Origin of the sequence: Runella defluvii (assembly GCF_014195535.1) — a bacterium.
GTDB lineage: Bacteria > Bacteroidota > Bacteroidia > Cytophagales > Spirosomataceae > Runella > Runella defluvii.
In genome coordinates this window covers 378,369-392,900 of the sequence record NZ_JACIBY010000002.1, presented here as the reverse complement: position 1 = coordinate 392,900, position 14,532 = coordinate 378,369, and the positions used below count along the sequence as shown (strand labels likewise).

8 protein-coding genes are annotated in these 14,532 nt (G+C 46.1%); all 8 read left to right on the top strand.

Annotation, left to right across the window (positions count from 1 at the left end; genetic code table 11):
- Positions 1 to 5: 5 nt before the first annotated feature.
- The 8 genes from FHS57_RS06410 to lpdA all read left to right on the top strand — a co-directional run bounded on the left by FHS57_RS06410 (position 6) and on the right by lpdA (position 14,501).
- The gene (locus FHS57_RS06410) at positions 6 to 1,010 is read left to right on the top strand and encodes a PorP/SprF family type IX secretion system membrane protein (RefSeq protein WP_122932248.1); all 1,005 of its coding nucleotides are present in this window, start codon (positions 6 to 8) and stop codon (positions 1,008 to 1,010) included.
- Positions 1,011 to 1,111: 101 nt separating this feature from the next.
- Positions 1,112 to 3,496 (top strand): carboxypeptidase regulatory-like domain-containing protein, encoded by a 2,385-nt coding sequence (locus FHS57_RS06405; RefSeq protein ID WP_183972048.1) that lies wholly within the window; start codon positions 1,112 to 1,114, stop codon positions 3,494 to 3,496.
- A gap of 160 nt (positions 3,497 to 3,656) precedes the next feature.
- Positions 3,657 to 5,663, top strand: a complete 2,007-nt coding sequence (locus FHS57_RS06400) for a carboxypeptidase-like regulatory domain-containing protein (RefSeq protein WP_183972047.1) — start codon at positions 3,657 to 3,659, stop codon at positions 5,661 to 5,663.
- A 115-nt stretch (positions 5,664 to 5,778) separates the two neighbouring features.
- Positions 5,779 to 7,200, top strand: a complete 1,422-nt coding sequence (locus FHS57_RS06395; protein WP_183972046.1) for a TlpA family protein disulfide reductase — start codon at positions 5,779 to 5,781, stop codon at positions 7,198 to 7,200.
- Positions 7,201 to 7,597: 397 nt separating this feature from the next.
- The gene (locus FHS57_RS06390) at positions 7,598 to 8,515 is read left to right on the top strand and encodes a PorP/SprF family type IX secretion system membrane protein (RefSeq protein WP_183972045.1); all 918 of its coding nucleotides are present in this window, start codon (positions 7,598 to 7,600) and stop codon (positions 8,513 to 8,515) included.
- A gap of 83 nt (positions 8,516 to 8,598) precedes the next feature.
- Positions 8,599 to 11,373 carry a 2-oxoglutarate dehydrogenase E1 component gene (locus FHS57_RS06385; protein WP_183972044.1) on the top strand — a complete coding sequence of 925 codons (2,775 nt, stop codon included), beginning with the start codon at positions 8,599 to 8,601 and terminating at the stop codon, positions 11,371 to 11,373.
- 48 nt (positions 11,374 to 11,421) lie between these two features.
- Positions 11,422 to 12,972 (top strand): 2-oxoglutarate dehydrogenase complex dihydrolipoyllysine-residue succinyltransferase, encoded by a 1,551-nt coding sequence (gene odhB / locus FHS57_RS06380; RefSeq protein ID WP_183972043.1) that lies wholly within the window; start codon positions 11,422 to 11,424, stop codon positions 12,970 to 12,972.
- Between the two features lie 125 nt (positions 12,973 to 13,097).
- Entirely contained in the window at positions 13,098 to 14,501 is a 1,404-nt protein-coding gene (gene lpdA, locus FHS57_RS06375; protein WP_183972042.1) for a dihydrolipoyl dehydrogenase, read from the top strand.
- Positions 14,502 to 14,532 lie beyond the last annotated feature (31 nt).

The following is a 14,532-nucleotide window of genomic DNA, read 5'->3' as shown; positions in this document are numbered from 1 at the left end:
TAACGATGATCAACCTCATCAAACAAAAGTATGCGTTCTTACTGCTGCTAATCGCTCTGATTAGCAGCAGTAAAACCTGGGCCCAGCAGGACAAGTTGTTCTCGCAGTACATGTTTAACATGATGGCCTTGAACCCCGCGTATGCTGGGAGTCGTGACGTGCTAAGTGCAACTGCACTATACCGTAACCAATGGGGCGGAATGACAGGAGCACCCCAAACCGCAACTTTCAGTATTGATATGCCCGTAAACCGCGAAAGAGTAGGGTTGGGCTTGCAGTTGTTCAACGACCAAATCGGTCTCGAAAACTGGACAGGTGCGATGCTTTCTTACGCTTTCCGAATTAAAGTTGGCGAACGTACAACTTTGGCATTAGGTTTGCAGGGTGGTGCCATGAATTTTCGCTGGGATTTGGCCAAGGCAGATTTAGGAAATAACTTATCCGATCCTGCTTTTGCTAGTAACATCTCGAAAATTCTGCCAAACTTCGGTACGGGTATTTACCTGAGCAACGACCGCTCATACCTCGGGGTGTCAGTACCTTATTTGATTGAGAACAATTTGAATGATTATGACAACGACCAACGTGCGAAAGTACGTCGCCACTTGTACGCAATGGGTGGGTTTGTCGTAGGCCGTAACTCGGTTAAACTCAAACCCTCAATGATGGTTCGCTACGTAAATGGCGCGGGTCTATCGTTGGATGGAAACATGAACTTGTGGTTCAACGACCGCATCGCTTTTGGGGTGTCGTATCGTCACAATCGCTTTTCAACTTATGCGGGCAAAATTCAACAACTTCCTGATGGTAGCATCATGAAAGGCGACGCACTCGTAGGAATGATTGAGCTTCAGCTTTCTGATCAATTCCGATTGGGATACTCGTACGACTGGACTCGTAACAACCTCAATCAAAGTCGTAAGTTTTTGAACATCCCAACCCACGAAATCATGCTGCGTTACGAATTCGGATTCAGCAAGAGTAAGATTCTTACTCCACGTTATTTCTAAGGGTTTAATAGTAAAATCTAGTTAAGGGTATATTCTTCATGAAGGGGTATTGCAACGCCAACAGGGGAATATACCTTTTTCTTTACCCAAATTTTGGAATTATGAAGACGTCTATCTTATCGACTCTATTGGTAGTTGCGCTTGCATGTGTTGAAGTGAAGGCCCAGACGACGTTGAGTCACGCAAATCGCCAATACGAAATGATGGCCTATTCAAAGGCTATCGAGCTTTATGAGCAGTCATTAAAAGACAACCTAAAAGACTCTACCAAAGTAAATACACTCGTCAAATTAGGGCATAGCTATCACCAAATTAGAGATACCCAAAACGCCGAACGTGTGTATCGACTTTTGTTTGGAGAAACAAAAAGTATTCCTAAAAGTCAAGCAAGTAGCTATTTGTACTACGCCCAGGCATTGGCAAGCAATGGCAAATACGATGAGGCAAAAGACATGTATGAGCGCTACAGCCAAGCACAACAAGACGACAACCGTGGCAAAGAATTTACAAAGCTTTACGGCGACGTAAATAAGCTTAAAAAGAATAAAACAAGTTATAAGATTGAGGCACTCGATAATATAAATACCAATAGAGCAGAATTTAGCCCTACCTATTATAAAAAAGGCTTGGTGTTTGTGTCTTCAAGAAATGAAGGTGTAAACATCAAACGAACCTACGGTTGGAATCAAACCGCGTTTTTGGATTTGTACGAAATCCCTGATTTGTCGGTGGTCAACTCCGCTAAAACAAGTCGTGTGGGTGGTTCTGAAACCACAGCAAGAGCGGCCAAAGGCAAAGGCGTGTATTTGCTTGGCGCGGATGAATACACCGAAAGAACAGCCAACGATTCGAATACGCCAGGGAATTTTAAAGTAACGAGCAATGGTAAACCTGACCCTCTTCAAAATGCGAAAATTGAATCGCAAAATATGGGGAAAGCCATCAACTCAAAATACCACGAAGGCCCCGTGGCTTTCTTTAAGGATGGAAGTAAAATGCTCTTTACTCGTAATAATTACTTGGATGGCAAGTACAAAACGAGCAAAGACGGTGTGAATAAATTGAAACTGTACATCGCCGATAAAACAGGCAGCGACTGGGGAAAAATTAAAGAACTACCCTTCAACAGCGACGAATATTCGGTAGGGCATCCTGCCTTGTCGAAGGACGATAAGTTGTTGTATTTTGTCTCCGATATGCCAGGTGGCTTTGGGGGAACGGATATTTATGTAAGTAAGTACGAAAACAACAACTGGTCGGTGCCCGTCAATCTAGGCCCAGCAGTAAATACCAAAGGTAACGAAATGTTCCCGTTTGCCGATGAGCAAGGAAACTTGTATTTCTCCTCAGATGGCCACGCAGGACTTGGTGGATTAGACATGTTTTATGCCAAACTCATCGAAGGCGTAATGGCCAAAAAGCCAAAGAACCTTGGTGAGCCTATCAACTCAACCAAAGACGACTTTGGACTGATTACCGACGGCGAGCGTAAAAGTGGCTTTTTTAGTAGCAACCGCCGTAACGGTGGAGCCGACGATGATTTGTACCGTTTTGAGCGTTCGGGGCCGCTAGACCCTTGCCAAGACATCATCGTAAACGTGTTTGACGCTGAAACCAAGAACGCCTTGGCCAACGTGGACGTAGAAGTCATTAGCAAAGACGAAAGCGCGCCAGAGTCAAAAACCATGACGACCGACAGCGAAGGAAACCTTCGTTTGTGCTTGGATAGCGACATTGATTTTGTGTTTAAAGCGTCGAGTGAAGGCTATTTGAACAATACCCGCAATTTTACCACCAAAGACTTGGATATTTCGGAGCTGGTAAAATTGGAAATCCCACTCGACAAAGCAAAGCCTAAAAATACGGGGCCTAAGACCTTTACGTTGCGCGGGTTGGTAACAACGCAAAAAGAACGTAAACCCATTCCTGGTGTAAAAGTATTGCTCCACAACGAATGCGATGGCTCGACCCAAGAGTCGGTGACGGACGAAAACGGAAGCTATAAATTTGAGGTGCCTATTGGCTGTGATTACTCGATTGAAGCCATGAAAGATAACTTGGGTACGATGGGTAGCAAAGTCAAAGGGGGCGAAACGACCGAGGCCAACATTACGATGTTTGAAAAAGGGGATGTCATCAAAATTGATAATATCTACTATGACCTCAACAAATGGGATATTCGTTCAGACGCAACGGTAGAGCTTAATAAGCTGGTTGACCTGATGAAAAAATACCCGAAAATGAAGATTGAGTTTGGGTCACATACCGACAGCCGCGCCTCGGCCAAGTACAACAAAACGCTCTCAACGCAGCGGGCAAAATCGGCCGTGGCGTACATCGTAAAGCAAGGTGTTAATTCAAAGCGGATTATTGCGGCGGGTTATGGTGAAAGCAAGCTCGTCAACAAGTGCAAAGACGGCATTGGCTGTACCGAAGAAGAGCACCAACAAAATCGCCGTACCGAAATCAAGATTTTGAGTTTGTAGAAATAGATGTTTTGAAGGTGAGTTAGTAGAAAAGCAGAGGTTCGCGAGGGCCTCTGCTTTTTTTGTGGGGTATTGGGCTCACTGGAATAAAAAAACAGTTGCGAACTAGTACATAATTCACTAACTTTCTTGGAATAATGGCACCATTCGCCCAAATCGTATGCTCAAATTCGGGACAAGAACGTTTATCGTCGGTTTACTGTTGGGTATCTTCGTCAAAACGACCGCCCAAACGCAGGTGTTGGTTGGTAAGGTAATAGATGCCCATACCTCGGCGCCTGTTCCTTTTGCGGTTGTGTTTATTAGCAATACTTCCAAAGCCACCGAAACCGATACGCTGGGGAAATATACCCTAAAAAACGTCTTTCAACACCTGCGCGGTGGTAGCGTAGAAGTCGTGGTTTCGTTGTTGGGTTACACTACTTTTCGCCAGAAAATTACGTACAGCCAACGAGATACGCTTTTTCTGCCCATTTCGCTGGTTCCTTCCCAACAAACCATCGCCGAAATAGCCGTTAAAGGTACGCGCGACCAAACGTGGCTCAAGCAGTTCAAAAAATTTGAGAAGGCGTTTATCGGGACGGGTGAAAATGTTCGCCATACCAAAATTCTGAACGCTTGGGTCGTTGACTTTGAGGGCGACGGCAATACGTTTTCGGCTTCGGCCAAACAGCCCATTGCCATCGAAAACAAAGCGTTGGGATACAACATCTATTTTGAACTTCAACGGGCAACGGTTTCGCCTATACGCAGTAGCTTTGCGGGCTTGGCGCGGTTTGAAGAACTGAAATTGACAGACCCCAAACAACAAAAGAAAGTTGCCGAAAACCGCCAACGGGCGTATGAAGGCTCGGAGCGGCACTTCTTGAAGGCACTCGCCCAAAACAAACTCAAACAGGAAGGCTTTGTGGTGTATGAAGTCAGTCCTACCTACCACGAAAAAACGACGTTTACGCATTTGAACCCGCAGCTGGGCAAGCGCCTGTTTCCTTTCAACGATACGGCGGCCGTACGAATGGGCAAGTTTCCGACGTCGAGGGAATTGTATATTCGGAATGAAATTGAGGTACTCAATGTCAACCAAGTAGCGCGAATCGGGACGTACCAAGATGCCCCTTTTCCCGTGTCGTGGCTGCGTATAAAAGGCGGAAAAACCGAAGTGACGACCTCGGGCTTGCTTTTTGACGCTAACAGCAGCGAATGGGCGGGCGACATTGCTGAACGGCGAGTCGCCGATTTGTTGCCGCTGGACTTTGACCCTGAGCCGCTGCCCGAATCCGCTAATTGGCAGTTGTTATTGCCCAAAACGGAAGCCGAAGCCCCCATTTTGAGTGCGTTAGAGGCACTTCCCGCACCGCTGGTGTCGGTCAAACATTCGTTTGAAGGAGATTCGACGGTTTTTCGCATCCAAGTAAAAAAAACAGACGGAACGCCCGTGCAGGGAAAAGTGTCGATTGCGGTTATCGAAGACCTGCAAGCGAGCGCGGCCGACACGTCGTTGCCAGTCGTGGCCATTACCGATACGTCGTCGATGGCCGTCGCTCCCAACAATGGCATTACGTTGGAAGAGGTAAAAGTGAAGGTCAAACAAAACAAACGCGCTACCCAAACTTTGTTGGGAAAAATAGACTACGTGGTGGAAAGTAAAGACCTCCGAGACATTATTTCGGGGAACGTTATCACGGCGTTGCAAAGCAAAGTGCCTGGCGTTGATATTTTCGAAACGACCGACAATGGCGGTTTTAGCCGAAAAGGGGCAAGAATCCGAGGCGGAGGGTACAGCCTACGGGCGACATCGTCGGGGGAAGAGGAACCGCTTTTTTTGTTGGATGGCATTCCGTACGGAACCCTGCAAAGCCTCAGCGCCATTCCCGTAAGCGAAGTCGAACGCATTGAAGTCATCAAACGCGCGAATCCGTTGTTGGGGTTGCGCGGTAAAAACGGAGCCATCAACGTCGTGACCAAGCGGGCGGTGAGCCACTCCGCTGCTCCTACGGCCTCCGTCAACGATGGAAAACTGTTTTATTGGCAGCCAACCACGGAGTTGTCGGAAGAAGGGGAAGTGTTGGTTCGATTTCTTTTGCCCAGAGGTGTCACCTATTACGTCACCATCAACGGCCTAACGCTCGAAAATCAGCCTTTTACGCATGAGCTTCGGGTACGTTAAAACCAAACGTTAGCACAATGCTGGACAAAAATCTTAAAATCATCAAGAGAGGTGATTCGAGAATTTTGAAGGAAGTGGAAGAGATATTACGCAAAAAATAAACCTCTCAATTTTTATGCGTCTCAAAACGACCTGGACTATTCTCCTTTTGTCTTACAGCTATTTATTGGTTTTTCCACTAAAGGTTTTCTCCCAGAACGTAACTATTTCTGGAGAAATCAAAAACCCGCTCGATTCTTCCATGTCTTTTATTTTGCTTCGGCATGGTTTAGTGGGAGAGCGTGAAATCATAGAAGCGAAGCTAGACAAAGCGAATAAATTTACGTTGAAGCTGGTTTTAGATGACTTAGCTTACATTCATTTTTATCACAGTAATGAATCGTCGGTTGTGTTGAGAAACTGGCTTATCGAAAAGGGGGACAGTGTGACCATGTATTTTGATGCCACAAAAATTTTGGAAACAATGTCGTTTAAAGGAGTAAATGCTGCCAAGTATAATTATTACGTGGAAGATGCCCGCAATTGGGGTTCTTGGGGCGAGAAGTTTATGCAAAATTTTGGTAAGCCTATTGAATTTCAGTTTAAATACATTGATTCTGTTGAGGCGGGAAGGATAAATTTATTAGCCAAATTTGAGAAAATAACGTCGCCTCTGTTTGCAAAGGTCAGGTATGCTGACGTCAAGGCAGAGGTGAATAGTTACCGTTTTACGCCATTATTGCCCGAAAACAAGCCTCCCATTTCATTCTATGATTTGCCGAATGAACTGAAGAAGTTTACGCGAACAATGCCTTTACAAAGTGATACTACGGCAAAATCTTTGTATTACGTTGGCTATTTAGATGCGTTATCCTCCTTTCTGTACAACGACATGAAGGTGATGTTTAAAAGTTCGACGATGAGCTTGATGGATTTTCAGCGGAGTTTATACCATCCAAAGGTGGCAGAAAACCAGTTTGCGTACCAAATTTTTGATAAGCTCAGAACAGAAGGCTGGAATCCCACGAACCAAAAACTTTACGATAAATACGTTGAAGATTATCCAAATAGTCCATACATCCCTTTTTTGAAAGGTAGGCAAATCAAAGCAAAAGTAGTGGCCGAAGGACAAAAAGCATTTGATTTGGGAGTTGAGGCATTGGCGAAGTTAGAAAGCTACAAAGGCAAAGTAATTGTGTTGGATTTTTGGGCAAGTTGGTGTAGTTCTTGCATTGCGGAGGCCAAAAACGTCAAAAAGATAAAAGAATCCTTGAGTACGCCTGACAAAGTAGTGTTTTTGAGCATTTCTTTGGACGACAAAGAGAGTGATTGGAAGAAAGCCATTGCTAAATGGGGGATAGTGGGGCATCATATACGGTTAAAAAATGGCTTTAAAGACACAGTTGCAAAGCAATACGGTGTCATGGGGTTGCCAAGTTACTTTATCATCGACAAAGAAGGTAAGTTTGCGGATACCAATCCACCGAGACCTAAATACAATGAAGGAAAGGATTTTTTAAAGACGATTGAGCGAGTTTTACTTGAGCCTACTCACTAAAATAATAACCTCCATCCGTTATGAAAACGTTTCAGCTTATTTGTCTGGTGGTTTTTTAGGGTGTAAGAACAAATACAAGAGTTGGTAACATTCAATTTAAAACACATAGCGCACATTAGAATAAACACATAGTAAACATACATCGGCTTTTCTAGTTGTTTTCTATGTGAAAACGCTACGTGAACTATGTGTTTCACTTTTGCCTAGCCACCTGCAAAGTTTCGTACAGCGAAGTAGTGTATATGTTTGTCTCCTTTGATAGAAAAGACCAAGATTTTGCAATAAATTCAGTCACTACCTCTCAAAAAGCAGAAGCTCGCAAGGACTTCTGCTTTTTTTGTTGTGTTTGGCAAGATTCCTGCTTTCTTTTGCGTTGATGAATGAATCAACTCGTGTAATGATGAAAAAACGATATTTACGAAAAACAGCCAATTTTCTGCTAACAGCTTCCTGCTTGCTACTAACCGCTTACCACGCCCAAGCCCAGCGCGAAGTGCAGTATGCCCAGTATTTGGTAAATCCATTGGCGATTAACCCCGCAGCGACGGGAGTGCGTGAAACCTTCCACTTCAATGCTGTATTGCGGCGTCAATTTGTGGCGGGTGTACAAGGGCTGCCCATTACCCAATCGTTTGCCATGGACGGAACCGTAGCGAATGGAAAAATTGGCTTAGGACTCCAAGGGCTAAACGACCGCGTGTCGGCCAATACGGCCGTGTTTGGGAGCATTAGCTACATTCACAAAATATCAGAAGAGCAAAAATTGTCGATTGGGGCATTGGGTGGAATCAACGTTTTGCCTGCCCGCGATGTGCTCAATACGGGCGGAAACATCAATAAAGCTTTGCCAAGTGCGGGGGTTGGAATTTATTACGAAGATGAAACGTTTTTTGGAGGAGTGTCGATGCCCGAAATCCTCAAACAGCAGTACGGATACAACAGCACGAGCGGATTAATCAATTACCAACGACCCATTTTTGTCCAACTAGGTATGAAATCAGAAGTAAGCGACGGAATCATTGTCAAGCCATCTCTACTTCTTACCAAGCCCGAAAAGTCAAAAATGCGCCTTGATTTAAACGCCATTGCTACGGTACAGGACCGCTTTACGGGCGGGTTATCGGTTCGATTTGGCAGTACGACTTATTGGCAAGCACTGCTTGCGTACGACATATCGAAGAACATTCGGATTGGTTATGCGTATAGTTCGCGCCGAGTAGAGGATTTTAACGCCCAAACCAATAACATCGCAGGAGTAGGAAAGGGAATCCACGAAATTGTTTTTACCCTTCAACCGAATCCTCAAAGAGATTAGATTTTTGCTAAAACTATACGATTTTTGCAATTAATTACAAATTCAAAGCTAACTTTGCGCCCCTGAAACTAAGTGGTTTTTAAATGGAAAAATACTCATATATAGCGAATTCAGAAGCTGCGTACATTGAAGAGTTGTACCAAAAATACCAACAACAACCTGACTCCGTTGATTTAAGCTGGCAACGTTTCTTTGAAGGGTTTGAATTTTCACTCAAATACGGTGATTCAAAGCCTACCCTGAATGGAAACGGAACGGCTACGACCGAAAAGCCCGTCTCGGCTAGTCATACCCGTAAAGAGATGGAGGTAGTACACCTTATCAGAGGGTACCGCCAACGGGGACATTTGGCCTCGCAAACCAACCCACTCGGGCCTCGTAAAAATCGCTATCCAGAACTCGATTTATCGGATTTTAACCTCGCAGAATCGGATTTAGATACTGTTTTTGAAGCAGGTATTGAGGTGTTTGGCCGTGCTGCTACCCTCCGCGAAATTGTTACGGCTCTCCAAAAAGTTTATACGGGTAAAATTGGTTTTGAATACCAATACATCCGCGACCGTAAAGTGAAGAGCTGGTTGCGTAAAAAGATTGAAAATGAGTTTCTAAACTTCAATCCGACGATTGAACAGAAGAAGCGCATTCTCGAAAAATTGAACGATGCCGTTACGTTTGAGAATTTTTTGCATACCAAGTTTTTGGGTAAAAAGCGTTTTTCGCTCGAAGGTGGTGAAGCTACGATTCCAGCGTTGGATGTGGCCATCAACCGTGGAGCTGAATTAGGTGTGGAAGAAGTGGTAGTGGGGATGGCTCACCGTGGTCGCCTCAACGTATTGACCAACATCATGCACAAGCCCTACGAGCAAGTATTCAATGAGTTTGAAGAAAACGTAGTATTGGACGAGTTCAGCGATGGTGACGTAAAATACCACATGGGCTACGAGAGCCAAATCGAGACGCCTGAAGGTAAACGCGTCAGCCTCAAGCTGATGCCGAACCCGTCGCACTTGGAAGCTGTCAATCCTGTCGTAGTTGGATACGTGCGTGCCCGTGCGGATGAGCACTACAACCACATTCCGGGTCAAGATAAATATGATCCTGTATTACCTATCTTGATTCACGGTGACGCCGCCGTGGCTGGACAAGGTATTGTCTATGAAGTAACCCAAATGTCGAACCTTCCTGCGTATTATACAGGAGGAACGTTGCATTTTGTCATCAATAACCAAATTGGTTTTACGACCGACCACGAAGACGACCGTTCGTCGATTTATTGTTCGGATATTGCCAGAATTGTGGACGCGCCTATTTTCCACGTCAATGGAAATGACCCAGAAGCAGTGGCGTTTGTGATGAAAGTAGCGGTAGAATTCCGTCAGGAATTTAACCGTGATGTGTTTGTGGATATGGTTTGTTACCGCAAATACGGCCACAACGAATCGGATGAGCCGCGCTTTACGCAACCGACGATGTACGCTAAAATTTCACAGCAACTCAACGGCCGTGATTTGTATTTGAAAGAACTGACCGAACGCGGTGAGTTGGATGCGCAAATTGCCGACCAAATGCGCGCTGAGTTGGAGGGAGAGTTGCAAGAGTTATTGCAAAAAGTGAAACAAAAGCAATTGCTGTACGAGCGTCCAAAACTCGAACGTGATTGGGCCGAATTGCGCCGTTCAGTACCTGAGGATTTTGAGCAATCGCCCGAAACAGGTATTTCTAAAGAAGTAATTGAGAAAGTGGGTAAAGCCCTTTCAAGCCTTCCTGTCGATTTCAAGGTGTTGAAACAAATTGAAAAAGTGTTGGAAGAACGCAAGCAGATTTTTGCGGGCGAAAAACCTTTCAACTGGTCAGCAGGTGAGTTGCTGGCTTACGGTTCGCTTTTGGCAGAAGGCAGAACGGTCCGTATGACAGGACAGGACGTGCAACGTGGGACCTTCTCGCACCGCCACGCGGTATTGCACGAAAGCGAAACCAATGCTACGCACAACAGCTTGGCCTACATTGGCGAAGGGCAAGGTAAATTTGAAATCTATAACTCATTGCTTTCAGAGTATGGAGTAATGGGCTACGAATACGGGTATGCCATGGCAAACCCGCACGCATTGGTGATTTGGGAAGCACAGTTCGGAGATTTTGGCAACGGTGCTCAAATCATGATTGACCAGTTTATTGCGGCTACCGAATCGAAATGGAATGCCATGAACGGCTTGGTGATGCTTCTGCCACACGGCTACGAAGGCCAAGGCCCTGAGCACTCAAGCGCCCGTCCAGAGCGTTTCTTGATTCTTTCGGCTGAGTACAATATGTACGTGTGTAACATCACGACTCCTGCCAACTTGTTCCACATGATGCGCCGCCAGCTAACGACGCCGTTCCGCAAGCCGTGTATTTTGATGTCGCCTAAGTCGATGTTGCGTAGCCCAATGGCAGTTTCTCCAATGAGCGATTTCTTAGAAGGAAGTCGTTTCCAAGAAACCATCGGCGATACGTATGCGGATCCTAAAAAGGTGAAAAAAGTGTTGTTGTGTACTGGTAAAATTTATTGGGAGTTGTACGACAAACAACAAAAAGACCAGCGCAAAGACGTGGCCATCATTCGGGTTGAGCAATTGCATCCGTTCCCTAAAAAGCAGATTGAAGCGCATTTGGCTCAGTACAAAAAAGCCGAAGTTGTATGGGTGCAAGAAGAGCCAGAAAACATGGGTTACTGGTCGTTTATTCTTCGTGAATTCCCAGAAATTGGTTTGGGAAGTGTGATTGCCCGCAAAGCAAGTGCATCACCTGCGACGGGTTACATGAAAATTCACACGGTGGAACAAGCCGACCTCATCGAACAAGCTTTTGCTGGAAAATAACAATTAACGATTAACTTGTGCCTCAGCACGTAAAGGATAATAAGAAGGATGTCACAAATTGAAATAAAAGTCCCAACCGTTGGGGAATCTATCACCGAAGTAACCATTGGTTCTTGGGTGAAAAAAGACGGGGAAAGCGTCAAGCGTGATGAAGTAATATGCAGCTTAGACTCTGATAAAGCATCTTTTGAAGTAGTGTCAGAAGCCGATGGCGTATTGCGTATCAAAGCACAAGAAGGAGATGTTCTGCCGATTGGTGGTTTGATTTGTATTATCGAAGCGTCTGCTGCGGCACCCGCACCCGCTCCTACACCCGCTCCAGTAGCGGCGGCACCTGCTCCTGCTGCTCCCGCAGCATCGGCACCCGTAGCCGCTAAAGTGGTAGAAATGAAAGTGCCAACGGTGGGCGAGTCAGTTACGGAAGTGACGATTGCGAACTGGAACAAAAAAGACGGCGATGTAGTACAATTAGACGAGGTTTTGTGCGAACTCGAATCGGACAAAGCAACGTTTGAACTTCCTGCTGAAGCCGCAGGAACGCTCCGTATTGTTGCCGAAGCAGGTGCTACCTTGCCTATTGGTGCGACTATCTGTCGCATCGAAGTAGGAGGAGGGGTTAGCCAATCCGCTGCTCCAGCCCCCGTTCCCGTAGAAACCCCCGCTGCTGCGCCAGTGGCATCGGCAAGTGGTTATGCCTCGGGTCACCCATCGCCAGCCGCTGCCAAAATCCTTTCGGAAAAAGGAGTGAACGCGGCAGACGTACAGGGCTCAGGTGTTGGTGGACGTATTACCAAAGAAGACGCTGAAAAAGCGCAAGTGGCAGCGCCAGCGGCAGCTACGCCTGCTCCTGCCCCTAAAGCAGCTCCTGCGGCACCAGCCGCTCCAAAAGCCGCTGATCCACGCGGACAGCGTCGCGTAAAAATGACTTCGTTGCGTAAAACCATTGCTCGCCGTTTGGTAGCAGTGAAAAATGAAACGGCCATGTTGACAACCTTCAACGAGGTGGACATGAAGCCTGTCATGGAGTTACGCGCCAAATACAAAGATAAATTCAAAGAAAAACACGGTGTTGGCCTCGGCTTTATGTCGTTCTTTACCAAAGCGTGCGCGATTGCGTTGCAGGAGTTTCCTGTCGTAAACTCGTTCATCGACGGGGAAGAAGTGGTGTATAACGACTACTCAGACATTTCAATCGCCGTTTCTACTGACCGTGGTTTGGTTGTGCCTGTGGTTCGCAATGCTGAAAAAATGACCTTTGCCGAAATCGAGAAGGAAATCATTCGTTTGGCAGGCTTAGCGCGTGACAACAAATTGACCATCGATCAAATGCAAGGTGGAACGTTCACCATCACCAACGGTGGTATCTTTGGCTCGATGCTTTCAACTCCGATTATCAACGCGCCACAATCGGCGATTTTGGGGATGCACAACATCGTAGAACGCCCAGTCGTCGTAAATGGCGAAATCGTGGTACGTCCTATCATGTACGTGGCACTTAGCTACGACCACCGAACCATCGACGGTCGTGACTCAGTGAGCTTCTTGGTACGTGTGAAGCAAATCCTTGAAGACCCAACACGTTTGTTGTTGGAGGTCTAAAAAAATAATGCAAAGACGCTTTTTCAAGGCGTCTTTGCTGTTTTATAGAGAGTTCTGGTTATGCAAAAGTGAGACTAAAAATAGCTAATAACTCGTGCTTCGGCACATAAATTCATAACTAACCAATGCAATACGACGTTATCGTTATCGGTTCAGGGCCAGGAGGCTATATCTGCGCCATTCGTTGTGCTCAATTAGGCTTGAAAACGGCCATCATCGAAAAATATAAAACGCTTGGAGGAACTTGCCTTAACGTAGGTTGTATTCCTTCAAAAGCATTGCTTGACTCGTCGGAACATTACCACAATGCGGCGCACAGCTTTGCTGAACATGGCATCAAACTCGAAAACCTACAAGTGGATTTGGCACAGATGATTGCCCGCAAAAGCGAGGTGGTTAGCCAAGTATGCAAAGGCGTAGAGTTTTTGATGAAGAAAAACAAAATCGACGTTTACCAAGGGAAAGGCTCTTTCGTGGATAAAAACACGGTGAAGGTGACCAAAGATTCGGGCGAAATTGAAATGGTAACGTCAAAAAACATCGTTATCGCCACAGGCTCCAAACCTTCGTCACTGCCTGGTATCACCATCGACAAACAACGCATCATTACTTCTACCGAAGCTCTTCAAATGAAAGAAGTGCCTAAGCACCTTATCGTGATTGGCGCAGGGGTGATTGGGGCAGAATTGGGCTCGGTCTATGCACGTATCGGTGCCAAAGTGAGCTTTGTAGAGTATGCTTCGGCCATGATTCCTACCATGGACAGTACGATGGGCAAGGAGCTTCAACGTAGCATGAAAAAGCTTGGTGCTGATTTTTATTTGAGCCACAAAGTAAAAACGGTAGAAAATACGGGAGATGAGGTGGTCGTAACGGCCGAAAATCCGAAAGGAGAAACGGTTACTTTCACGGGCGACTACTGCTTAATGAGCGTAGGACGCCGTCCATTTACCGATGGATTGGCCCTCGAAAATGCAGGTTTGACAACCGACGCACGTGGGAAAATTGAGGTGGACGAACATACACTTCAAACCAAAGTGTCTAACATTTATGCCATCGGTGACGTGATTCGTGGGGCAATGCTCGCCCACAAAGCTGAAGAAGAAGGTGTATTTGTGGCGGAAACCATCGTGGGTCAAAAACCACACATTAACTATTCGCTTATTCCAGGCGTTGTTTATACATGGCCAGAGGTAGCAAGTGTCGGAAGCACCGAAGAAGAACTCAAAGCCAAAGGTGTGCCTTACAAGTCTGGTTCGTTTCCGTTCAAGGCGTTGGGACGTGCCCGCGCTAGTATGGACATCGACGGTACGGTAAAGGTACTGGCTCACAAAGAAACTGACGAAATTTTGGGAGCTCATATCATTGGCCCACGCGCTGCCGACATGATTGCGGAAGCCGTGGTAGCGATGGAGTACCGTGCATCGGCTGAGGACATTAGCCGCATGTCGCACGCGCACCCGACTTATACCGAAGCGTTTAAAGAAGCGTGTTTAGCCGCCACTGGCAACCGCGCCTTGAATGCTTAGTAATTGACTTAATAACAACAGTATGGATACC